This window comes from Asticcacaulis sp. P2_B1, assembly GCF_056404915.1.
Genome location: NZ_JBFUDD010000001.1, coordinates 880,313 through 902,128, shown reverse-complemented (window position 1 = coordinate 902,128; position 21,816 = coordinate 880,313). Strand labels below are relative to the sequence as shown.

At 59.8% G+C, this 21,816-nt stretch carries 32 protein-coding genes; 31 read left to right on the top strand and 1 reads right to left on the bottom strand.

Annotated elements, in window-relative coordinates; genetic code table 11:
• Positions 1-5 precede the first annotated feature (5 nt).
• From rplP to rplQ, 19 genes are all read left to right on the top strand, one after another.
• Positions 6-440, top strand: a complete 435-nt coding sequence (gene rplP, locus AC1DX3_RS04370) for a 50S ribosomal protein L16 (protein ID WP_018083969.1) — start codon at positions 6-8, stop codon at positions 438-440.
• Between the two features lie 5 nt (positions 441-445).
• On the top strand, positions 446-655 hold the full coding sequence (gene rpmC / locus AC1DX3_RS04365) for a 50S ribosomal protein L29 (protein WP_476988004.1): 210 nt from the start codon (positions 446-448) through the stop codon (positions 653-655).
• 11 nt (positions 656-666) lie between these two features.
• A complete protein-coding gene (rpsQ, locus tag AC1DX3_RS04360; RefSeq protein WP_476988003.1) occupies positions 667-906 on the top strand; it encodes a 30S ribosomal protein S17 in 240 nt (79 codons plus the stop codon).
• 14 nt (positions 907-920) lie between these two features.
• Positions 921-1,289: a 50S ribosomal protein L14 gene (gene rplN, locus AC1DX3_RS04355; protein WP_006273901.1), complete on the top strand. Its 369-nt coding sequence runs from the start codon at positions 921-923 to the stop codon at positions 1,287-1,289.
• Positions 1,290-1,613 (top strand): 50S ribosomal protein L24, encoded by a 324-nt coding sequence (gene rplX / locus AC1DX3_RS04350; protein ID WP_476988002.1) that lies wholly within the window; start codon positions 1,290-1,292, stop codon positions 1,611-1,613. It abuts the gene before it with no gap.
• The gene (gene rplE / locus AC1DX3_RS04345; protein ID WP_476988001.1) at positions 1,606-2,169 is read left to right on the top strand and encodes a 50S ribosomal protein L5; all 564 of its coding nucleotides are present in this window, start codon (positions 1,606-1,608) and stop codon (positions 2,167-2,169) included. Before rplX ends, rplE begins: the two co-directional genes overlap by 8 nt.
• Positions 2,170-2,187: 18 nt before the next feature.
• Entirely contained in the window at positions 2,188-2,493 is a 306-nt protein-coding gene (gene rpsN, locus AC1DX3_RS04340) for a 30S ribosomal protein S14 (protein ID WP_476988000.1), read from the top strand.
• Between the two features lie 16 nt (positions 2,494-2,509).
• Positions 2,510-2,908, top strand: a complete 399-nt coding sequence (rpsH, locus tag AC1DX3_RS04335) for a 30S ribosomal protein S8 (protein WP_090650561.1) — start codon at positions 2,510-2,512, stop codon at positions 2,906-2,908.
• A gap of 39 nt (positions 2,909-2,947) precedes the next feature.
• On the top strand, positions 2,948-3,481 hold the full coding sequence (gene rplF, locus AC1DX3_RS04330; RefSeq protein ID WP_476987999.1) for a 50S ribosomal protein L6: 534 nt from the start codon (positions 2,948-2,950) through the stop codon (positions 3,479-3,481).
• Positions 3,482-3,484: 3 nt separating this feature from the next.
• Complete coding sequence (rplR, locus tag AC1DX3_RS04325) at positions 3,485-3,838, top strand: 50S ribosomal protein L18 (protein WP_476987998.1); 354 nt, start codon at positions 3,485-3,487, stop codon at positions 3,836-3,838.
• 11 nt (positions 3,839-3,849) lie between these two features.
• Positions 3,850-4,419: a 30S ribosomal protein S5 gene (gene rpsE / locus AC1DX3_RS04320; protein WP_476987997.1), complete on the top strand. Its 570-nt coding sequence runs from the start codon at positions 3,850-3,852 to the stop codon at positions 4,417-4,419.
• 3 nt (positions 4,420-4,422) lie between these two features.
• Positions 4,423-4,626 (top strand): 50S ribosomal protein L30, encoded by a 204-nt coding sequence (gene rpmD, locus AC1DX3_RS04315; RefSeq protein ID WP_476987996.1) that lies wholly within the window; start codon positions 4,423-4,425, stop codon positions 4,624-4,626.
• Positions 4,627-4,756: 130 nt separating this feature from the next.
• Positions 4,757-5,242 carry a 50S ribosomal protein L15 gene (gene rplO, locus AC1DX3_RS04310; protein ID WP_476987995.1) on the top strand — a complete coding sequence of 162 codons (486 nt, stop codon included), beginning with the start codon at positions 4,757-4,759 and terminating at the stop codon, positions 5,240-5,242.
• A 192-nt stretch (positions 5,243-5,434) separates the two neighbouring features.
• Positions 5,435-6,820, top strand: a complete 1,386-nt coding sequence (gene secY / locus AC1DX3_RS04305) for a preprotein translocase subunit SecY (protein WP_476987994.1) — start codon at positions 5,435-5,437, stop codon at positions 6,818-6,820.
• The gene (locus AC1DX3_RS04300) at positions 6,817-7,377 is read left to right on the top strand and encodes an adenylate kinase (protein ID WP_476987993.1); all 561 of its coding nucleotides are present in this window, start codon (positions 6,817-6,819) and stop codon (positions 7,375-7,377) included. Before secY ends, AC1DX3_RS04300 begins: the two co-directional genes overlap by 4 nt.
• A 336-nt stretch (positions 7,378-7,713) precedes the next feature.
• Positions 7,714-8,082, top strand: a complete 369-nt coding sequence (gene rpsM / locus AC1DX3_RS04295) for a 30S ribosomal protein S13 (RefSeq protein WP_476987992.1) — start codon at positions 7,714-7,716, stop codon at positions 8,080-8,082.
• Positions 8,083-8,097: 15 nt separating this feature from the next.
• Complete coding sequence (gene rpsK, locus AC1DX3_RS04290) at positions 8,098-8,487, top strand: 30S ribosomal protein S11 (protein WP_476987991.1); 390 nt, start codon at positions 8,098-8,100, stop codon at positions 8,485-8,487.
• A 71-nt stretch (positions 8,488-8,558) separates the two neighbouring features.
• Positions 8,559-9,575: a DNA-directed RNA polymerase subunit alpha gene (locus AC1DX3_RS04285; protein ID WP_476987990.1), complete on the top strand. Its 1,017-nt coding sequence runs from the start codon at positions 8,559-8,561 to the stop codon at positions 9,573-9,575.
• A 245-nt stretch (positions 9,576-9,820) separates the two neighbouring features.
• A complete protein-coding gene (gene rplQ / locus AC1DX3_RS04280) occupies positions 9,821-10,237 on the top strand; it encodes a 50S ribosomal protein L17 (protein ID WP_476987989.1) in 417 nt (138 codons plus the stop codon).
• A gap of 112 nt (positions 10,238-10,349) precedes the next feature.
• Here rplQ and AC1DX3_RS04275 read toward each other — a convergent pair whose 3' ends face one another.
• Entirely contained in the window at positions 10,350-11,237 is an 888-nt protein-coding gene (locus AC1DX3_RS04275) for a class I SAM-dependent methyltransferase (protein WP_476987988.1), read from the bottom strand.
• A 247-nt stretch (positions 11,238-11,484) separates the two neighbouring features.
• Between AC1DX3_RS04275 and AC1DX3_RS04270 the strand changes: the two genes are divergently transcribed.
• The 12 genes from AC1DX3_RS04270 to AC1DX3_RS04215 all read left to right on the top strand — a co-directional run bounded on the left by AC1DX3_RS04270 (position 11,485) and on the right by AC1DX3_RS04215 (position 21,612).
• A complete protein-coding gene (locus AC1DX3_RS04270; RefSeq protein ID WP_476987987.1) occupies positions 11,485-11,634 on the top strand; it encodes a hypothetical protein in 150 nt (49 codons plus the stop codon).
• Positions 11,635-11,748: 114 nt separating this feature from the next.
• Complete coding sequence (locus AC1DX3_RS04265) at positions 11,749-13,038, top strand: alkaline phosphatase family protein (protein ID WP_476987986.1); 1,290 nt, start codon at positions 11,749-11,751, stop codon at positions 13,036-13,038.
• A 56-nt stretch (positions 13,039-13,094) separates the two neighbouring features.
• Positions 13,095-13,517 carry an SgcJ/EcaC family oxidoreductase gene (locus AC1DX3_RS04260; RefSeq protein ID WP_476987985.1) on the top strand — a complete coding sequence of 141 codons (423 nt, stop codon included), beginning with the start codon at positions 13,095-13,097 and terminating at the stop codon, positions 13,515-13,517.
• 50 nt (positions 13,518-13,567) lie between these two features.
• On the top strand, positions 13,568-14,203 hold the full coding sequence (locus tag AC1DX3_RS04255; protein ID WP_476987984.1) for a LysE family translocator: 636 nt from the start codon (positions 13,568-13,570) through the stop codon (positions 14,201-14,203).
• 129 nt (positions 14,204-14,332) lie between these two features.
• On the top strand, positions 14,333-15,640 hold the full coding sequence (locus AC1DX3_RS04250; RefSeq protein WP_476987983.1) for a TCR/Tet family MFS transporter: 1,308 nt from the start codon (positions 14,333-14,335) through the stop codon (positions 15,638-15,640).
• The gene (locus AC1DX3_RS04245; protein WP_476987982.1) at positions 15,618-15,992 is read left to right on the top strand and encodes a DUF1801 domain-containing protein; all 375 of its coding nucleotides are present in this window, start codon (positions 15,618-15,620) and stop codon (positions 15,990-15,992) included. The genes AC1DX3_RS04250 and AC1DX3_RS04245 overlap by 23 nt, the downstream gene beginning before the upstream one ends.
• A 117-nt stretch (positions 15,993-16,109) precedes the next feature.
• On the top strand, positions 16,110-17,543 hold the full coding sequence (locus AC1DX3_RS04240; RefSeq protein WP_476987981.1) for a Do family serine endopeptidase: 1,434 nt from the start codon (positions 16,110-16,112) through the stop codon (positions 17,541-17,543).
• Complete coding sequence (locus AC1DX3_RS04235) at positions 17,489-18,085, top strand: hypothetical protein (RefSeq protein ID WP_476987980.1); 597 nt, start codon at positions 17,489-17,491, stop codon at positions 18,083-18,085. Before AC1DX3_RS04240 ends, AC1DX3_RS04235 begins: the two co-directional genes overlap by 55 nt.
• A 117-nt stretch (positions 18,086-18,202) precedes the next feature.
• Positions 18,203-18,844 carry a TlpA disulfide reductase family protein gene (locus tag AC1DX3_RS04230; protein WP_476987979.1) on the top strand — a complete coding sequence of 214 codons (642 nt, stop codon included), beginning with the start codon at positions 18,203-18,205 and terminating at the stop codon, positions 18,842-18,844.
• A gap of 95 nt (positions 18,845-18,939) precedes the next feature.
• Positions 18,940-20,226: a replication-associated recombination protein A gene (locus AC1DX3_RS04225; RefSeq protein ID WP_476988033.1), complete on the top strand. Its 1,287-nt coding sequence runs from the start codon at positions 18,940-18,942 to the stop codon at positions 20,224-20,226.
• A 15-nt stretch (positions 20,227-20,241) separates the two neighbouring features.
• Entirely contained in the window at positions 20,242-20,742 is a 501-nt protein-coding gene (locus AC1DX3_RS04220; protein WP_476987978.1) for a DUF805 domain-containing protein, read from the top strand.
• Positions 20,743-20,781: 39 nt separating this feature from the next.
• Positions 20,782-21,612, top strand: a complete 831-nt coding sequence (locus tag AC1DX3_RS04215) for an RluA family pseudouridine synthase (protein WP_476987977.1) — start codon at positions 20,782-20,784, stop codon at positions 21,610-21,612.
• Positions 21,613-21,816 lie beyond the last annotated feature (204 nt).

Sequence of the window (21,816 nt, the reverse complement as noted above, 5' to 3'; positions counted from 1 at the left end):
CTCCCATGATGCTTCCCAAGCGTACCAAATACCGGAAGGCCTTCAAAGGCCGTATCCACGGTAACGCCAAGGGTGGTTACACGCTGAACTTCGGTTCCTATGGTCTTAAGACCGTTGAACCGGAGCGTTTGACCGCTCGCCAGATCGAAGCCGCCCGTCGTGCCATCACGCGCCAAATGAAGCGCCAGGGCCGCGTGTGGATCCGTATCTTCCCGGACCTTCCCGTCACGGGCAAGCCTGCCGAAGTCCGTATGGGCAAGGGCAAGGGCGCTGTCGACCATTGGGCCGCCCGCGTGGCTCCCGGCCGCATCCTGTTTGAAATCGACGGCGTGCCCGACGACATCGCGCGTGAAGCGTTGCGTCTCGGCGCCGCCAAGCTGCCGGTTTCGACCCGCGTCGTCACTCGTATCGACGCTGGCGTCGCCATGGCTGCGGAGTAATTGACATGACGAAGATCAATGACCTGCGGAGCCTCAGCTCCGACCAACTGCACGAACAGCTCCTGAACCTGAAGAAGGAGCAGTTCAACCTGCGTTTTCAAAAGGCGACCGGCCAGTTCGAAAAGACTCACCGCGTCAATGAAATCCGCAAGGATATCGCCCGCATCCAGACTTTGCTGACGGCGCAACGCGCCGCGGCCAAGTCGGCCGCTTAAAGGAATAGACCATGCCCAAGCGCATTCTTGAAGGTCTGGTTGTCTCCGATAAGGGCGACAAGACCGTGGTTGTGAAAGTGGAGCGTACCGTTCTGCACCCCGTCCTGAAAAAGACGGTTCGTGTGTCCAAGCGCTACCATGCCCACGACGAAGCCAATGACTACAAGACCGGCGAAGCCATTCGTATCATCGAATGCGCGCCGAAATCCAAGCTGAAGACCTGGGAAGTTCTCCCGCGTCAAGCCAACTAAGGGAAGTTTGAACCATGATTCAGATGCAAACTAACCTGGAAGTGGCCGATAACTCCGGTGCACGCCGGGTCATGTGCATCAAGGTGTTGGGCGGCTCGAAGCGCCGCTACGCCTCGGTGGGCGACCTGATCGTCGTTTCGGTCAAGGAAGCCATTCCGCGCGGCCGCGTCAAGAAGGGCGACGTTCTGCGCGCCATCGTCGTGCGCACGTCCAAGGACATCCAGCGCAAGGACGGTTCGGTGATCCGTTTTGACACCAATGCCGCCGTCATCGTCAACAAGTCGAGCGAGCCGATCGGCACGCGGATTTTCGGACCGGTTCCGCGCGAATTGCGCGCCAAGAACCACATGAAGATCATTTCCCTGGCCCCGGAGGTCATCTAAATGGCTGCCAAGATTAAAAAGGGCGACAATGTCGTTCTGCTGACCGGTAAGGACAAGGGCCGCAAGGGCACTGTCACCAAGGTCATCACCAAGGAAGGCCAGGCCGAACGCGTTCTCGTCGGCGGTCTCAACATGGTGCAACGTCACACGCGTCCGGCGCAGGGCAACCCGCAGGGCGGCATCGTCAACAAGGAAGCGTCCGTTCACGTTTCCAACGTTTCTCACGTCGATTCCAACGGCAAGGCGACTCGCGTCGGCTTCAAGGTTGAGGGCGACAAGAAGGTCCGTTACGCCAAGACGACGGGAGATGTCATCAATGGCTAAAGCTGAAACTACCTATACACCGCGCGCCAAGCAGGTGTATCTGGACACGATCCGTGACGCCATGAAGGCGGAATTCGGATATACCAACGAGATGCAGGTCCCCAAGCTCGACAAGATCGTCGTCAATATGGGTATCGGTGAAGCCACGGCCGACTCCAAGAAGGTCAAGAGCGCCATCAAGGATCTGGCCGCCATCACCGGTCAGAAGCCTGCCGAAACCAAGGCCCGTCAATCCATCGCCGGCTTCAAGCTGCGCGAAGGCATGGTGGTCGGCGCCAAGGTGACCCTGCGCAAGGATCGCATGTACGAATTCCTCGACCGCCTGATCACGATCGCACTGCCGCGCGTGAAGGACTTCCGCGGTCTCAACGGCAATTCGTTCGACGGTCGCGGCAACTACGCCATGGGTCTTCGTGAACACATCGTGTTCCCGGAAATCAATTACGACCAGATCGATCAAATGTGGGGCATGGACATTGTTGTCTGCACCACGGCCACGAGTGACAAGGAAGCCAAGGCGCTTCTGAAGCACTTCCAGTTCCCGTTCACGGCTTAAGGCGGGTAGAGAGACACAATGGCAAAGAAAAGCGCTGTCAACCGCAACGAGATGGTCAAGAAGCTGGTGGCTCAATATGCCACGAAGCGCGAGGCCCTCAAGGCGACCGCCAATAACGAAAGCCTGCCCCTGGAAGACCGCTTCGCCGCGCGTCTGGCCCTGGCCAAGCTGCCCCGTAACTCGAATGCGACCCGTATTCGCAACCGTTGCGAAGTCACCGGCCGCCCGCGCGCCTATTATCGTAAACTTCACATGAGCCGGATCGCGCTCCGGAAGCTGGCCAATGAAGGCCAGATTCCCGGCATGACCAAGGCCAGCTGGTAAAGGGAGGACCACACATATGTTCGTCAATGATCCTCTGAGCGATATGATCGCCCGCATCAAGAACGCTGCCATGCGCAAGCGTTCCAAGGTGCTCACCCCGGCCTCCAAGCTGCGTGCCCACGTGCTCGACGTCCTGAAGGACGAGGGCTATATCCGTGGCTACGAAGTCCTGGAAGTTCCCGGTGAATTCCCGCAGTTCGAAATCGAGCTGAAGTATTTCGACGGCGCGCCTGTCATCGCGGAAATCTCCCGCGTGTCCAAGCCCGGTCGTCGCGTCTATTCGTCGATCAAGGACCTGAAGCCGGTAAAGAACGGCCTGGGTATCTCGATCCTGTCGACGCCGAAGGGCGTCATGTCTGACAACAACGCCCGCGAAAACAACGTGGGTGGTGAGGTTCTCTGCCGCGTCTACTAAGACAAAGCAGAGGACAATTAAGGCACAAAAGGTTTTAAAATGTCCCGGATTGGTAAAAAAGCCATCGCAGTTCCGTCAGGCGTGACCGTCACGCTCAACGGCCAGGACGTTTCGGTCAAGGGCCCCAAGGGGCAACTGGCGTGGAGCGTTGTTGAAGAGATCGACGTCAAGCAGGAAGCCGGTTCGCTGACCGTCGCTCCGCGCGGCGACACCCAGCGCCATCGTTCCATGTGGGGCCTGTCGCGCACGCTCATCGCCAATATGGTGAAGGGCGTCACCGACGGTTTCGAGCAAAACCTGGAAATGGTCGGCGTCGGTTATCGCGCCGCCATGAAGGGCAACGCCCTGGAACTGCAACTCGGTTTCTCGCACCCGGTGATCATCGATCCGCCCGCGGGCATCACCTTCACGGTGCCCAAGCAGACCGAAATCAAGATTGCCGGTATCGACAAGCAAGTGGTCGGTGAACTGGCGGCCACGATCCGCAAGATTCGTCCCCCTGAGCCCTATAAGGGCAAGGGCGTCAAATATGCCGGCGAAAAGGTTCGCCGCAAGGAAGGCAAGAAGAAGTAAGTCATGGCTCTGTCTCCTCGTGAACAATTGGCTCGTCGCGCGCAACGTAATCGTACGCGCCTCAAGAAGCTCTCCAACGGTCGCCCGCGTTTGTCGGTCTTCCGTTCGGACAAAAACATCTACGCCCAGGTCATCGATGACCTGTCCGGCGTGACCATCGTGGCTGCTTCGTCGCTGGAAACGGCCGACAAGCGCGGCTCGAACGCGGCTTCGGCTGCCGAAGTCGGCAAGCTGGTCGCCCAGCGCGCTGTCGAAAAGGGCGTCAAGGACGTCGTCTTCGATCGCGGCGGTTATATCTATCACGGTCGGGTGAAGGCGCTGGCGGAAGCCGCGCGTGAAGCCGGTCTTAACTTCTAAGGGAATCGTTCATGGCCCGTCCTGGTGAAAACCGCAATCGTGACCGCAACGAGGAACCCTCCGAGTTCGTCGAAAAGCTGGTCGCTATCAACCGCGTCGCCGCCACCGTCAAGGGTGGCCGTCGCTTCTCGTTCGCAGCCCTGATGGTCGTTGGCGACCAAAAAGGCCGCGTCGGCTACGGTCACGGCAAGGCGCGCGAAGTGCCGGAAGCCATCCGCAAGGCGACCGAAGAAGCCAAGAAGTCGCTGATCCGCGTACCGCTGCGCGAATCCCGCACCCTGCACCACGACGGTTACGGCCGTTGGGGCGCCGGTAAGATCCAGATGCGCGCTGCCCCTCCGGGTACCGGCGTCATCGCTGGCGGTCCGATGCGTGCTGTTCTTGAAACCCTCGGCGTTTCCGACGTCGTCGCCAAGTCGCTCGGTTCGTCCAACCCGTACAACATGGTTCGCGCCACGTTCGAGGCCCTGAAGGTTCAGTCCTCGCCCCGCCAGATTGCCTCCAAGCGCGGCAAGAAGGTCGGCGATCTCCTGAAGAGCCGCGCCGACGGTGCGTCCTCGCCAGAATCCGTGGAGGGCTAAATCATGGCCAAGGCTCCTGCAAAAACCGAAGCGAAGACGGTCACCGTCCAGCAAACCGGTTCGCCGATCCGTCGTACCAAGGATCAACGCGCCACCCTGGCAGGCCTCGGCCTGAACAAGATGGGCCGTTTTTCCACGCTGGAAGATACGCCTTCCGTGCGCGGCATGATCGCCAAGGTCGCTCACATGGTGACGATCGTCGAGTAAGACTTCAAGCCCGCGAATCTCGGTTCGCGGGCTTGCTAATTTTAGGAGCGTGCTGTAACAGGCGCGCTCTATTCGTTTCATAGCCGAGTTGGCCCCTGGCCAGCGCACCTGTCATTGAAAGGCACAATAAATGACCAAGTTGGATGAAATCCGCGACAATCCCGGTTCGACCAAGGGCCGTATGCGCGTCGGCCGTGGCCCGGGTTCGGGCAAGGGCAAGACCGCCGGTCGCGGTGTCAAGGGCCAGAAGTCGCGCTCCGGCGTGTCGCTGCTGGGCTTCGAAGGCGGCCAGATGCCGCTGTACATGCGTATGCCCAAGCGCGGTTTCAACAATCCGTTCGCTCTCAAATTCGCTGAAGTTAATCTGTGGCGCCTGCAAGACGCCATCGATGCCGGCAAGCTCGACGCCAAAGCCGCCATCGACGCCGCTGCCCTGAAGGCCGCCGGCGTGATCCGCCGCGAGCTGGACGGTGTCCGTCTGCTCGGCGAAGGCACCCTGACCGCCAAGCTCAACATCACTGTCTATTCGGCCTCGGCCGGCGCCGTGAAGGCTGTCGAAGCCGCCGGCGGCAGCGTCACGCAAAAGCGTCCCGTCAAGGCCGAAGCCGCGGAGTAGGACGCAAGTCCTTCGACCGCGTTGACGTTTTGACAGGCGTACCCCATATGGGTTGCGGGTGGCGAGTTCGGTGGAATCACAGAAGCGCCATCCTCCCCGTTTTTGGGTTATGACTAAGGGCTTGTCGGGCCCCTGCGCATTTTGAGTGATCGCGCAACCTTGAGGGTTGCGCTCGGGAGCTTTGAGGACACTATGGCATCAGCCGCTGAACAACTTGCCGCCAATATGAATTTCGGCGCCTTTTCTAAGGCGACCGATCTGCATAAGCGGCTGTTATTTACCCTGGGCGCATTGATCGTTTACCGGCTGGGCACCTATGTGCCGTTGCCGGGGATCAATATGATCGCCTTCGAACAGGCGTTCGCCGATAGCTCCAAGGGCATATTCGGCATGATGAACATGTTCTCGGGCGGCGCCGTACAGCGCATGGCCGTGTTCGCGCTCAACCTGATGCCCTATATTTCGGCCTCGATCATTATCCAGCTCATGGGTTCGGTCTATGCGCCGTGGGAAAAGCTGAAGAAAGAGGGCGGCGAAGCCGGCCGCAAGCAGCTCAACCAATATACCCGCTACCTGACCGTTTTGCTGGCCCTGATCCAATCTTTCAGTATCGCCGCGGCGATGCAGAGCTCCGGCATGGTGCTGCACCCCGGGCCGTTCTTCCTTATTTCGGCCATGGTGACCCTGACCGGCGGTACGCTGTTCCTGATGTGGCTGGGTGAGCAGATCACCGCTCGCGGTATCGGCAACGGTTCGTCGATGATCATCTTCGCCGGCATCGTCTCGGTTCTGCCGAGTACGGTGGGGCGTTTGTTCTCGATGAGCAGCACGGGCGACCTGAATTCGGCCGTGCTGGTCGTTATCGTCGCCGTGTTGATCGCCGCTATCGTCTTCATCGTCTTTATGGAACGCTCGCAGCGCCGGCTTCTGGTGCAGTATCCCAAACGCCAGGTCGGTAATCGCATCATGGGGGGCGAAAGCTCGTTCATGCCGCTGAAAGTCAATACGTCGGGCGTCATTCCGCCGATCTTTGCCTCGTCCTTGCTGCTGATGCCGACCTCGGTCCTGGCCTTCGTCGGCAAGAACCCGGAAAAGATGCCGGAATGGCTGCAATGGTTGCCATCGCTGACGGGCATTTTGACCCACGGTAATCCGATCTTCATGACGCTCTATGCCGCCATGATCATCTTCTTCACCTTCCTCTATACCTCCCTGGTGTTCAATCCGGACGAGACGGCGGAAAACCTGCGTAAATACGGCGGCTTCCTGCCCGGTATTCGCCCCGGCAAGCGGACGGCGGAATATCTCGACTATGTGCTGACCCGCATTACGGTCATCGGCGCCGCCTATATCACCATCGTCTGTCTGGTGCCGGAATTCCTCATTTCCAACCTTGGTAACAGCTTCTATTTCGGTGGCACTTCGATCCTGATCGTCGTCACCGTCACCATGGACACCGTCGCCCAGATCCAGTCGCACCTGCTGGCTCACCAGTATGACGGTCTGATCAAGAAATCCAAGCTGAAGACGGGCAGCAAGTCCGGCGCAGCCAAGCCCAGTGGAAGGTTCGGTCGATGAACATCATTCTGTTTGGACCTCCCGCGGCGGGGAAGGGGACACAGGCCAAACGGCTGGTGACGGAACGCAACATGGTTCAGCTCTCGACGGGCGACATGCTGCGGGCGGCGATCGCCGCGCAAACCGATCTGGGCAAGCAGGTCCAGGACATCATGAAGGCGGGCCTTCTGGTCTCCGACGAGATCGTCATCGCCCTGATCCAGGAAAATCTGCCGGCCGCGGAAGCAGCCGGCGGCGCCATCTTCGATGGTTTCCCGCGCAATGTGGCCCAAGCCGAAGCGCTCGACACGATGTTGGGCGGCCGTGCGTCGATGATCGATCGCGTCGTGCGCCTCAAGGTCAATGACGAGGCGCTGATCGAGCGTATCGCCAAGCGCTTCGAGGAGCAGGGCAGGCCGGACGACAACCCGGAGACCTACCGGGAGCGCCTGGCGGTCTACAATGCCCAGACGGCGCCCTTGCTGCCCTACTACGCGGCGCAGGGTAAGCTTTACGAAGTCGACGGCATGGGGCCGGTGGAAGATATCGCCGAACGCATCGCCGGGGCCTTGGCCTAGGATATTTCGGCAGTAAAATGCCGATCGAGTAACTTGGTCAAACCTCCAAATATCGCCTTCGATATTTGGCAAGGGCGACCGCCCGCCCGAGCCGTTGCGAGGTAGCCTTCGCGGCGCTTGAGCGAAACACTAAAAAACAATGAGCAAACTTGTTTTGCGCTTGCTTTTTTAAAACTAAACCATTGACGGGAGCCAAAACCCTTCTATAAGGGCAGCTTCCGCGAAATCACGCGTATGGATCACGGCTGGCCTGAGATCAGGGTAGCCGGGAGGCATACGTGTCACCTTTCGTTTTTATACGTGTCCGTTGCGGGCGCGTTGCAGGAGAAGTCTAACGTGGCCCGTATTGCAGGCGTCAATATCCCGACCAACAAGCGCGTGATCATCGCGCTTCAATATATTCATGGCATCGGCCCCAAGAAGGCCGAAGAGATCGTCCAGAAGGTCGGCATCGAAGATAGCCGCCGCGTGAACCAGCTTTCGGATGCCGAAGTGCTGCAAATCCGCGAAACCATCGACCGCGACTATACGGTCGAGGGCGATCTGCGTCGTGAAGTCTCCATGAACATCAAGCGCCTTATGGACCTGGCCTGCTATCGCGGCCTGCGTCACCGTAAGGGTCTGCCTGTACGCGGTCAGCGTACGCACACCAATGCGCGTACGCGCAAAGGCCCGGCGAAGCCTATCGCCGGCAAGAAGAAGTAAGGAATAGTCTGACCAATGGCTAAAGAACCTTCACGCGTTAAAAAGCGCGAACGCAAGAACATCACGTCGGGCGTCGCGCACGTCAACGCGTCGTTCAACAATACAATGATCACGATCACCGACGCGCAGGGTAATGCCGTTTCGTGGTCGTCGGCCGGTACCATGGGCTTCAAGGGGTCGCGCAAGTCGACGCCTTACGCCGCCCAGGTCGCCGCCGAAGACGCTGGCAAGAAAGCCATCGAACACGGTGTCAAGACGCTGGAAGTCAGCGTCGCCGGTCCGGGTTCGGGCCGTGAATCGGCTCTGCGCGCCCTGCAGGCTGTCGGTTTCACCATCACGACCATTCGTGACGTGACGCCGATCCCGCACAATGGCTGCCGTCCGCCGAAGCGTCGTCGCGTTTAATTTTACCTATCCTATTTTTCAGTCGCTCCGCTGCTCTGGCGGGGCGACCTTTCCTGTCTTGAGGGACGTACATGATCGAAAGAAACTGGCAACAGCTTATTCGTCCCGAGAAGCCACAAGTCGAAGCAGGTTCCGACCCTTCGCGCAAGATGCGTCTTGTCGCGGAGCCTCTGGAACGTGGTTTCGGCGTGACCCTCGGCAACGCGCTGCGTCGCGTACTCCTGTCCTCGCTGCAAGGCGCGGCCGTCACCTCCGTCCAGATCGACGGCGTGGTGCACGAATTTTCCTCCATCGAAGGCGTCCGTGAAGACGTCGTCGACATCATCCTGAACATCAAGCAATTGGCGCTGCGCATGCACGCCGAAGGTCCGAAGCGCATGGTTCTGCGTGCCTCGGGCGCCGGTCCGGTAACGGCCGGTCAGATTGACGTTCCCGCCGATATCGAAGTCCTCAACCCCGACCACGTCATCTGCACGCTGGACGAGGGCGCGTCCGTGCGCATGGAATTCACCATCCAGAACGGCAAGGGCTATGTCCCGGCCGACCGCCTGCGTCCCGAAGACGCGCCGATCGGCCTGATCGCCGTCGACGCCCTTTATTCGCCGGTCAAGAAGGTCGCCTATCGGGTCGAGCCGACCCGTCAGGGTCAGTCGCTCGATTACGATAAGCTGATCCTGGATGTCGAAACCAATGCCGCCGTCACGCCGGTCGACGCTGTCGCTTTCGCGGCGCGTATCCTGCAAGACCAGCTGCAAATCTTCATCACCTTCGAAGAGCCGAAGGCCCCGGTTGTCGAAGAAGGCAAGCCGGAGCTGCCGTTCAACCCGGCCCTGCTCAAGAAGGTCGACGAACTGGAACTCAGCGTCCGTTCGGCGAACTGCCTGAAGAACGACAACATCGTCTATATCGGCGACCTGATCCTGAAGACGGAATCGGAAATGCTGCGCACGCCGAACTTCGGCCGCAAGTCGCTCAACGAAATCAAGGAAGTCCTGGCTTCCATGAATTTGAGCCTCGGCATGGATATCCCGAACTGGCCGCCGGAAAATGTCGAAGACCTGGCCAAGAAGTTCGAAGACCAGATCTAAGCCAAGATCGTTAGATTGTGATATAAGGGACCCGGATGAGCGATCATCCGGGTTTCCTATTTTTAGGAACTGTTTTTCAGTTCCACTTATCGCGAAAGACCAAAACCTTGTCGCGGTAATTTCGGTCCAGACATGGATCGACGTCTGAAACGGGCAGGGGACCGATCGGTCATTTGCCTTCGTGTTCAGGCTTGCTTTTGGGATCGGTAAGGCCTGTGGGCTGCCGGTCTTTTGGAGATTTTCTCATGCGTCACGGCTCCGGTCATCGCAAACTCGGTCGCACATCTTCGCACCGTACCGCCATGTTCGCCAACATGGCTGCCGCTCTCATCAAGCACGAACAAATCGTCACTACCCTGCCCAAGGCCAAGGAACTGCGTCCCTTCGTCGAAAAGCTGGTGACCCTGGCCAAGTCGGGCACGCTGCACGACCGCCGTATCGCCATTTCGCGCGTCCGCGACATCACCCAGGTCGGCAAGCTGTTCGAAGTGCTCGGCCCCCGTTACAAGACCCGTGAAGGCGGCTATATCCGCGTTCTGAAGGCCGGCTTCCGTCACGGCGACAACGCCGCCATGGCCATCATCGAATTCGTCGATCGCGACGAAGCCGCCAAGGGCCTGGACTCTGGTCCGGTGTTCGAAGTCGCCGGCGACGAAGAATAGGATCTGGCCATTCGCCAAGATTTTGAGGCTCCCGGTTTATGCCGGGAGCCTTTTTCTCTGTCTGTCCGGTGCGCGGGACAGACGCGGCGTTCCGCTCTAAAGTTTTGGCGCTCTACAGCCCCGAGATGCGCCTGAACTTGCCGATGGCACGACGCACCAAGCTGGGCGGCGTGGCGACCGGGGACGGCGAAATAGCGACCGGCGCTGTGGCGACAGGTTCGGCCGCCGGCACGTCGGGTGCGAGAACTTGCGCCGGTTCGGCCGTGTAGCCGGTCCTGAGCTGAGCCCGCTTGAGAAAATAGCGCTGCTCGAAACAGGGTATTTCCGATTTACCGAAGTCGAAAAGGCCGAAATTACCCGGTGTAAGCTCGACGAAGTCGGGATGGCCGGCGACCGTGGCAAGGACGGCAGCCCCGACCGCGGGACCGTCCGTGTCGTCGATCATGAGCAGGCCGCCTTCCTTCAGGAGTTCGACGCTGAGCACGATGTCGGACCGCGCAATAGGATAGTCGTGGGCGCCGTCGACGCTGATCATGTCGTAGCGGTGGCCGGCGGCGACTTCGGCCAGCAAGGCCTGACGCGAATCCTGCCAGGTGTAACGAAAACGACCGGGATAGATGCCGGCCAAGAGATCGCCGGTCGGCGGCGTGTACCAGTGCCAGCCGATATCGATGCTGTGAAGGACACTGGCCGGGGCGCTTTCCAGCAGCAGGGAGGCCGAATAGCCCCAGTTGAAGCCGATTTCGAGCATTTGGTGGCATTGTAACTGGTCGAGAAGCATGACGTAGTTCAGCCGCTTCTCGAGATAGACGGCCGAATCCTGCACCGGGTCGTGCAATTGTCCGGCGGCGATCAGGGAGCCTTCGAGCTTGTCATAATTGTGCTCGGCCAGGAATTGCTGGATCGGAAGTAGTTTGGTGGCTTGAACCTGACGGATGTCCGTGTAGCGCCGCTTGGCGTTTTCGCGCCAAAAATTGGTGCTCTGTTCCACATCCATCATAAAATCCTCCCATGGGTTGCAGTTACCTTAGGAGGGCCGGCCTGCGGCGTACAGGTACAAATCACCGCGTTCGCCGCCTTTTTGCCATCTCGCTTGCGGTAAGGTTTTGTACACCTGTGTTAACACGTGCGTGATGATAAAGTCATAAGGCGTCATTTCCCTTGCCAGGCATTGTCGGCTAGCTTCCATGGCGAAGACGAGTCCCTGTGTGTCTCGTCTTCTTTCCATCGCACTATAGGAGGGTAGCATGACTGAATTCGACAGCCTGACTGACGACCCCGAGCTGATGCAGGAGGCATCCGGCGATACGACCACAACCGAACTGGACGAGAGTGAAACATCGGCCACGCCTGTCTTCTGTTCACCCGTCCTGGACCGCATCCGCACCAGCGACTAAAGCGTACAAAATTTATTAAAGAAGCCTTCGGTCACTGCCGGAGGCTTCTTTTTTATGTCGCGACAGCCTATTAGAATACTGCGATATCCAGCTATCTGCGAGGCGCCGATGTCGATGAAAAAGCTGTTGTCCCTGATGGCCGGACTTGCGCTCATGACGCTTTCGTCCTGCGCGTCCTGGAACGGCCACGCGCCCGTGCTGGCGCCGGTCGCCGACCGGACGACACACCCGCTGATCCTGATCTCCATCGATGCCTTCCGCGCCGACTATTACGACCGCGGCCTGACGCCCAATCTGAAGGCGTTGGCCGAGCGCGGAGCCCATGCAGCCATGCATCCGTCCTTTCCGAGCCTGACCTTTCCCAATCATTACACGTTGATCACCGGCCGCCGCCCCGATGAAACCGGCGTCGTCGCCAACAAGATGTACGACCCGACCCATCCGCCGGTTGCCGGCGATGCCGATCCGGCGCGCTTCAGTACGGCCAAGGCCAGCGACGGGTTTTGGTGGCAGGGCGCCAAGCCCATGTGGGTGAGCGCCGAACAGGCCGGCATCAAGACTGGTGTCGTCTATTGGCCGAGCAGCGAGGCCGAGATCGACGGCACGCGGCCCAGCCACTACCTGACCTACCAAAAGATGGCGACTGCCGATTTCCGCGTCCAGCAGATATTGCAATGGATGGATTTGCCCGCGGCCGAGCGCCCGGGTGTTTTCATGCTCTATTTCGACATGGTCGATACGGCCGGCCATGATTTCGGGCCGGACTCGCCTGAGGTCAATGCCGCCATGACCGAGGTCGATACCGCCATCGGCACCTTGCGCGCGGGTTTGCAGGCGCGCGGCATCGATCCTGACATTATCGTCGTTTCCGACCACGGCATGACCAATATCTCCAAGGCGCGGACCTATTATGTCTCCGACCTGCTGGGGGCGGACGGCCTAGACCTGACGGCAAAAAAGGATCCGCGCTACGATTTCGTCAATAACGGCTCGGTCGCCATGCTGAATCCGGCGTCAGGCTATGAAGCGGCCCTCGATAAGGTATTGATCAAGACGCATTACGACCACATGCAATGCTGGCATAAAAGCGATATTCCGGCGCGGCTGCATTTCGGCAAGAACCCGCGCGTGCCGGCGATCGTCTGCCTGGCCGATCTCGGTTGGCTGATCGGTGATGTCGAGGCCAATGGTCCGGGCTATAATGCCGGGGCTCACGGCTATGATCCCGCCTTTGCCGATATGAATGCTATCTTCATCGCTAATGGCCCGGATTTCAAAGCCGGCGTGCAACTGCCGGCCTTTGACAATGTCAATGTCTATGACCTGGAAATGAAGCTGATCGGCCTGAAGCCGGAACCCAATGATGGGACGATGAAGCCTTTTCTGCCGGCCATGGTCCACTGACAAGACGCGGCAACAGGCCGGTTGAGCGCCAGGAAACAACACATAAGAGGGACAAGATGAATCAAAGCACGGGTCCGGCGGAGATTGGTACACGCTTTCAACAGGCATGGAACGCTCACGACATGGAGGCCTTTGGCCGGCTGTTTCATGGCGATGCGACCTTCGTCAATCGTTTCGCGACCTATTGGCGCGGGGTCGATCAGATCGTCGCCGGCCATGCGGGCATCCATGCCTCAGTCTATAGCGACTCGATCCTTACGGTGGACGCGCCCGATGTCGACCCGATATCCGACGACGCGGCTATTCTGCATTTGTGGACGCGGCTCAGCATCGGGGCCGCGCACCCGGCCGGACCGCATCAAATCGATACCCTGATCCTCGCCGTGGTCACCCGTCGCGATGGCGAGTGGCGAATCCAGGCGGCGGAGAATGTGGCACTGGCCGATCCCATGACCGGGGCCTTGCGTCTGCGCACTTGAACTGTGCGTCCACTGACGGAATTTGGCAACATGGCCTTTAAGACGCCGTCATGAGCTATAGCGACAACCTCCTGCTGTTTTTCACCCTGGTCTTCGGCATTGTCATCGTGCCGGGGATGGACATGGCTTTTGTCATGGCCAGCGGTCTGGCCGGCGGCAAGAAGGCGGGGTTGGCCGCGACAGGCGGCATCATGGCCGGCGGCATATTCCATAATATCTGGAGTGCCTTGGGCGTCGGTCTGATCATCAATGCCCTGCCGTGGCTGTTCAACCTGTTGCTGCTGGCGGGCGCCGTCTACATCGCCTGGATCGGTCTGTCGCTGGTGCGCTCGCATATTACGCTTGGGCCGGTCGAGGCGGCGCCGTCGCGGACCACCTGGGCCACCTTTCGTCAGGGTTTGGTGACCAGCGTCCTCAATCCGAAGGCCTATCTGTTCATGCTGGCCGTCTATCCGCAGTTTATCAAGCCGGTCTATGGTTCGGTGGCAGGGCAGGCGGTCGTCATGGCGCTGATTATCTTGGTCGTGCAAGGGAGTGTTTACGGTGCTCTCGGCATGGCGGCGGGGCACAGCCGGCAATGGTTGTCAGCGCGGCCGGCTCTGATTACGAACATAAGCCGATGCGCGGGTGCGGTGTTGATCATGATCGCCGTGGTGACCGCCTGGCACGGCTGGAAAGCGTTATAGGGCGGTATTCAGGTAAAGAGGTGCGCCGCATGGGCGGCGACGGGCAGTCGCCCTCTCCAAGTGCCTCAAGGCACTTGGAGATGCGGAGAAACTCCTTTATGGCATTCTTATAAACTCAGGAAACGCTTCATGTCGTCTACGCCCCGTAAAGCAGCTGCCGCCTTTATCCTGGTGACGGTATTTATCGACATGCTGTCTATCGGCGTTATTATCCCGGTCCTGCCCAAGCTGATCGAAGGCTTTGTCGGCTCGATTTCGTCGGCCGGTTTGTGGACCGGCGTTTTCGGCTCGGTCTGGGGGCTGGCGCAGTTCTTCTTTTCACCGATCCAGGGCGGATTGTCGGACAGTATCGGCCGGCGGCCGGTCGTCCTGGCGTCGAACCTGGGCACGGGGTTGGATTGCCTGCTGATGGCGTGGGCGCCGACCCTTTGGTGGTTGTTCATCGGCCGCATCATTTCTGGCATGACCGCCGCCAGCATCTCGACCGCCTATGCCTATATGAGCGACGTGACCCCGCCGGAAAAACGGGCCGGCGTCTACGGCATGATGGGAGCGGCGTTCGGCGTCGGTTTTGTTGTCGGGCCGAGCCTTGGCGGCATTTTGGGCGGCGGTCTGCACCTGCCCATGCTGGAGCACGCCGGTCTCGGTTTCCTCAATTTTGTCGGCAATCCGCGCTATCCGTTTCTCTTTGCGGCGTTTCTGGCCCTGGTCAATTTCACCTATGGCTACTTCGTTCTGCCGGAATCCCTGCCGCCGGAAAAACGCCGCAAGTTCAGCTTCCACACCTCCAATCCGATTGGCGCGCTGAAGTTCCTGTCGAAGAACGCCGAGGTCATGCGTTTGTCGACAATGTACCTGCTGATGATGTTCGCCCAGAGCGTCTTTCCGACCACCATGGTCCTCTATGCCGCTTACCGCTTTGGTTGGGGGCCGACCCAGGTCGGTCTGATGCTGGGCGCCGTCGGCATCCTGTCGGGCTTCGTCCAGGCGGGGTTGACGGGGATCATCGTCAAGTGGATCGGCGAGCGGCAGACCATGTATATCGGCCTGGCCTGCGGGTTGGTCGCCTTTGTCGGCTATGCACTGGCGCCGAGCTGGCAGATATTCGTCGCCTTCCTGCCGATCGGCGCGGCCTGGGGTTTGGCGACGCCGAACATCCAGGCGCTAATGACGTCGAAGATCGGCCAGAAAGAGCAGGGGACATTGCAGGGCGCGAATATGAGCCTGTCGTCGACGGCGACGATCTTTGCACCGATGGCGTTCGGCAGTCTGTTGTACTATGTCACGCGCGACGGGGCACCGGTAATTTACAGCGGTGCGGCCTTCATGCTGGCGGCAGCCTTCATGGTCATGGCCCTGTGGTTGGGGGCAGGCGTCAAGCCCGCTCTGAAACCGGCGCCGGCTGGCGACGAGCATGGCGAAGCCCCAGGACACTGACGCCTTTATGGCGGAGCTCGATCATCCGGCCAAGGCGGAGATTGAGGCCGTGCGCAGGGTGATCATGACGGCCGACCCTGCGATCAGCGAGGGCATCAAATGGAATGCGCCCAGCTTCTTTTACGGAGACTGGTTCGCGACCTTTCATCTGCGGGCGAAGGGCGGCGTGCAGATAATCCTGCATCGCGGCGCCAAGGTCCGCGACTATGACGGTACGATCGAGGATCCGGATGGGCTGTTGGCCTGGCTGGCCAAGGATCGGGCAACGGTGAAATTTTCGGACATGGCGGATATCGAGGCGAAAAGCGCCGGCTTCACGGCCATTGTTCGGCAATGGGTGGCGCAGATGTAATTCGGGCCGGGAACGCTTAAAATATGGCTGAATCGCGTCGCCCGTAAGCCTTGATAAGGCCGTATTGATTTTTACATTTAGGAGCTGACACTACTGATATTTATTGGGGAATTTTATATGAACCTGCGCGCACCCGTTGCCCTGTCGATGATGGCCCTGCTGGCGGCCTGTTCGCCCAGCCACTCCCAGGATTCGAACAAGTTCTCCGGCTCCGGTTTCAATGACGCCGCCAGCCAGCCGCGCCAGGTGCCGTCCTCGGCCCTGGGTATGAAGGCGTCGTTCGCGCCGGTCGTCAAGAATGTCGCTCCGGCGGTCGTCAATGTCTATTCGCGCGGCATGGTGCGCCAGCAGGTCGATCCGTTCTGGCAGATGTTCGGCGGCATGGAGCCGCGGCAGCAGATGCAGCAGTCGTTGGGGTCAGGGGTCATCGTTCGCGGCGACGGCATCATTGTCACCAACAACCATGTCATCGAGGGCGGCACCACCTTCATGGTCGTGCTTAACGATCGCCGGGAATATCCGGCCAAGCTGCTGCTGGCCGATCCGCGCACCGACCTGGCCGTGCTCAAGATCGATACCAAGGGCCAGACCTTCCCGACGCTGCAGTTGGATGACGATCGCGATTTGCAGGTCGGCGACCTGGTCCTGGCCATCGGCAATCCGTTCGGCGTCGGTCAGACCGTGACCAATGGCATTATCTCCGCCCTGGACCGCACCGATGTCGGCCAAAGCACCGGCTCCTATATCCAGACCGACGCCGCGATCAATCCCGGCAATTCCGGCGGCGCCCTGGTCGATATGAACGGCAAGCTGATCGGTATTAATTCGATGATCCTGTCGGGGTCGGGCAGCTCGTCGGGAGTCGGGTTCGCTATTCCGGCGGCCTTGGTCAAGCGCGTTGTCGACAGCGCCGCCGGTGGCGCCACCCATCTGCAACGGCCTTGGCTGGGCGCCAAGGGCGACACGGTGACGGGCGATATCGCACGCAGTTTGGGTATGGACCGCCCTGAAGGCGTGCTGGTTTCGGATGTCTATGCCGGCGGTCCAGCCGACCAGGCGGGTTTGAAGACGGGCGACGTCATCCTGTCGATCGAAGGATCACCCGTCAATGACGCGGCCTCGCTGGATTACCGCCTTAACCTGATGCAGTTGAACCAGACGGTCGACGTCCAGGGCCTGCGTAACGGCAAGCCCATAGACTTGCATATCAAGGCCCAGGCGCCATCCAGTTCGCCGCCACGAGACGAACGGGTCTTGAAGGGCGAGAACCCGTTCTCAGGCGCTCACGTCGTCAATCTGTCGCCGGCAGTGGCCGACGAGATCGGTGTCGATCCGTTCGACGCGCCGAAGGGCGTGATGATCCTGTCGATCGATTCGGGCCAAAGCTATGCCGCTAATGTCGGCCTGCGTCCGGGCGACATTATCCGCAGCGTCAACGGCAAGACGATCTCGACGACGGGCGATATCGATGGCGTGCTGAAGGCCGGGGCGCGGGCGTGGCGGATTTCGATCGTGCGCAACGGGCAGGTGATTACGGCGCAGTTTTCATAGCGATCGGACGGAACGGGGGACATGTGCGCCACTTTCTTCTGACCTTGGCGGCTATATTTGCGGTTTTCGTGGTGCCGGCCATAGCCAAGGCGGGGCCGCCGACCTGTGACAGCGTTACGCCTGCGGACCTGGAACAAATCACCGGTCTCAAGTTTATCGCCCCAAGCGTTGACAGACTGGATGTTTGTGGCGGGCTGTGCGAGGGCTCGGACGGTGCGAGCTGTCTTTTCCCCGGCAACGATGACAATCCTGGCGCACAGGTCATGGTGGAGATTCGCCTGCCTCCTTTCCTGAATATGTATAATGCCGCGGCGTATAACGCTATCCGGCGAGCCACGCGCGGTAACGACCATCTAAAACCTGGCATCAGTGTGCAGGTTCTGGGGCGTCCTGCCGTTTGGGACTTCTCGGCTGCCAGTAGCGAGCTTCACACCTTCGACCCAGACTTGCATCTGGTTATCTATCAACGCGGAGGGGACACTGAAGCGAGCGCGTTCAAGAAGGCGGAAGCTATTGCGGCCCTGGTTTTGGCCGACAAGTAGCGCCATAGTCAGCAAGGCCTGTTGCGAATCTGGTAAATTTGCTGATTGAACGTAAGGTCTTGGATTACAGGGGGAGCGATGCGCAGACGGGAATTTTTTGCGACGGGACTGGCAGCTTTGGTTGCATCGTCCGCCGATGCCGCCAGTGTCCGGGTCTTTTATGACGGGCCGTTGTCCAGCAACCGCGTGGCGCAGCGATTCTACACCGTGCCGCCGTTCGTCATGCCGACGACAAAGTTGATCGGTGATGACGGTCAGCATCAGTTCGGCGAACTCAGCGGCAAGGTGCGCCTGGTGTCGATCTGGGCGGAATGGTGCACGCCGTGCCTGATCGAGGCTGGCGATCTGGCCATGGTGCAGCAGCGCTATGCGTCTCCGACCTTCGAAGTCCGCGCCATTCTGAGCGCCAGCGCCAAACATCTCGACCTGGCCGGCGCCCGAAAGGCCCTGGCCAAGACCCAGGCGGAAACCTTGCCTTTGTGGGTCGAGCCGAAAGGCGGCGACAAGATTGCGCGCACCTTCAGCGGCGACAGTCGCAGCCCCTATACCCTGCCGTGCCTCTTGCTGGTCGACGCCAAGGGCGCAGTGCGCGGGCGGTCCCAGGGCGTCGGTATCGTCTCGGTCACGGCCAAGACGGTGGCTGAAGCCCAGGCCCAGGCCGAGGAGGTCAAAAAGCACCCGCGGCCAGGTATGACCGAATGGGCGACGGACGAGGGAGCCGCCTTTATCAAGGCTATCGCCGGCGGTGCCCTGGATTAGGTCATTGAAAAGACCGACAATCGTTCTATATTTGTTTCATGCCCGCACCCAGTACCGACCTTTTCGGCGATGTCGAACCCGTTCTCAAAAATGCCATGCCAAGTGTCGATGACGCGGCCAAGCCGCTGGCCGACCGGCTGCGGCCGCAGAATCTTGGCGATATCGTCGGCCAGGATCATTTGTTGGCCGAGGGTGGGGCGATTGCCCGGCTGATCGAGCGCGGCTTTCTGCCCAGCCTCATCCTGTGGGGACCGCCGGGCGTCGGCAAGACGACGATCGCGCGTTTGTTGGCCGAAGCCGCCGGCTATGAATTCCAGCAGATCTCGGCGGTATTTTCCGGTGTCGCCGACCTGAAAAAGGTCTTCGAAGGGGCGCAGACCCGGCACCGGATGGGCGCGCGCACGGTTCTGTTCGTTGACGAGATTCATCGCTTCAATCGCGCTCAGCAGGACAGTTTCTTGCCCTATGTCGAGGCCGGCGTCGTTACCCTGATCGGCGCGACGACGGAAAATCCATCGTTCGAGTTGAATGGCGCCTTGTTGTCGCGTTGCCAGGTTTTCGTGTTGAAACGCCTCGATGACAAGGCTTTGGACCAGATCATTGCCCGCGCCGAGGACTTTCTCGGCCGCAAACTGCCTTTGACGCCCGAGGCCTATGAGACGCTGAAACTGCTCAGCGACGGCGACGGCCGCTATATATTGAGTTTGATCGAGTCGCTCGACCATATGGGTTTTGAGGAGCCGATCGATTCCGAAGGGCTGCTGGCGCATCTGCAAAAGCGCCGCCCCAATCACGACAAGGATCGCGAGGGGCATTACAATCTCATCTCCGCCCTGCATAAGGCGGTGCGCGGCTCCGACCCGGACGCGGCCTTGTACTGGCTGGCACGCATGCTGAACGGCGGTGACGATCCTCTGTTTATAGCCCGGCGGATGATCCGCATGGCGTCGGAGGATATCGGCAATGCCGACCCGATGTCGTTATTGATGTGCCATGCGGCGCGCGACACCTATGAAGTCCTGGGCTCACCGGAAGGGGAATTGGCCCTGGCTCAGGCGGTCGTTCACATGGCGTCGGCGCCGAAATCCAATGCCGTCTATACGGCGTTCAAGGCGGCGACCAAGCTGGCCAGGGAGACCGGTCATCTCGATCCGCCGGCGATTATCCTCAATGCACCAACCAAGCTGATGAAGGATATCGGCTACGGCGCCGGTTATATCTATGACCCGGACGATCCGGACGGCTTTTCCGGCCAAAACTATTTCCCCGATGGCGTCAGGCGGCCGAAATTCTACGATCCGAAGGGCGACGGCCATGAGGGCAAGACGAAGCAACGTCTGGACTATCTGGCGGAACTGCGCGACATCAAACAGAAGCGCTGATCAAGGGGAGGGGGCATGTTCCTGTTCGGACTTGCATTTCTGGGCATTATAGCTGGAGGCATTGCCATGGTGGTCTTCCTGGTGTCGCTGCCCTTTATCCTCAGGCGCGATGCCACGGCCAACCGCTTCGGGCCGGCATCGACGACAAAAACCATTCCGGCGGCCATTGCGTCGGGTTTTGTCCGCGCGCTGAACTTTACCGGCCGTGCCAGCCGACTCGATTTCTGGACCTTTGCGATCTTCGCCGGTGCCGTTTGTTTTGCGGGCTACGTCTTGGCAGTCATGTTCATTGTCAATGACAGCACAGCTATTTGGCCTGTCCTGACCATGATCGTCATGCCGCCGGTGTTGCTGGTGATTCCAAGCCTGTCCATGGCAGTGCGGCGTCTTCACGACGTCAACAAAAGCGGGGGATGGCTGTTGCTCCTGCTGGTCTTCGGCTATTTCATCCTGCTCTACTGGTTCTTCCAGCCATCGCAAAAGGACGTTGGCGACTATGTTGAAGTCTTTAACTAACCCTTTGACGCGAGCGCTCGCGCCGTTTAGGCACGGGCCATGGTCAAGCATTCGCCGCAACATCAAAAGGCCCAGCAAAGCGGGCGCCGCCGCCCGCCGCAACCGCGCAAGCAGGATATGGTGCGTCAGCCGGTCAAGCCGCTGACGCCTGAGGATATCGCCTGGGTCAAGTCGATGATCGTCTATGAGGACGATCTGATCATGGGCTTCAACAAGCCGTCCGGTCTGTCGTCGCAGGGCGGGCGCGGCGATGGCCTCAATCTCGACGACATGATGTTCGCATTTGCCCGCTCCAACGGCAAGCGGCCCAATCTCATTCATCGCCTTGACCGCGACACATCGGGCATCCTGCTGGTCGCCAAGAACCACCCGGCGACGTCTTTCCTCGGCAAGGCCCTGGCGCGGCGGGCGTTTGCCAAGACCTATCTCTGTATCGTTTCCAATCCCAAAGCCTTGCCCGACCGAGGCACGATCGAGGTGCCGCTGCGTCGCGACGAGATCGGCCGTGAGTCCTATAGCCGGGTGTGCGCGCCCGACCATCCGGATGCACAAGGGGCGCGCACCGATTTCGAAACCTTAAGCCGCACCGCGGATGCCGCCCTGGTCAAGTGCAGTCCCTATACCGGCCGCATGCACCAGATACGCGTCCATCTGGCGCACCTGGGCGCGCCGATTGCCGGCGATGCGCGCTATGGCGGCGCGCTCAGCGTGGATGGCTTTCCAGTACGGCGCCTGATGCTGCATGCCTTGAGCCTGACCTTTCCGCACCCGGCGGGCGGGGAAAAGACCCTGACAGCGCTCCTTCCGGAAGACATGGCGGAGTTGTGTCGTGGTCTTGGCCTGGCCATTCCACCATCGGATCAAGGTTAACCGGCTGTTAGCCAGACTTGAAATTGCTCTATGCCTAACAACTTGTAACTGTTAAATTTCCTTATACTTAATATAGGGCCTGTTTGTGTTTACCAGTCTTCTTGTCTGGTTTTTAACAGATCGTTGTTACTTTTGAGGCAATCGCCGTTGCACGCCCGTAATGGGTTTACGCATTAGCCCCAAGGCCCTCGCCATGACTTTTGT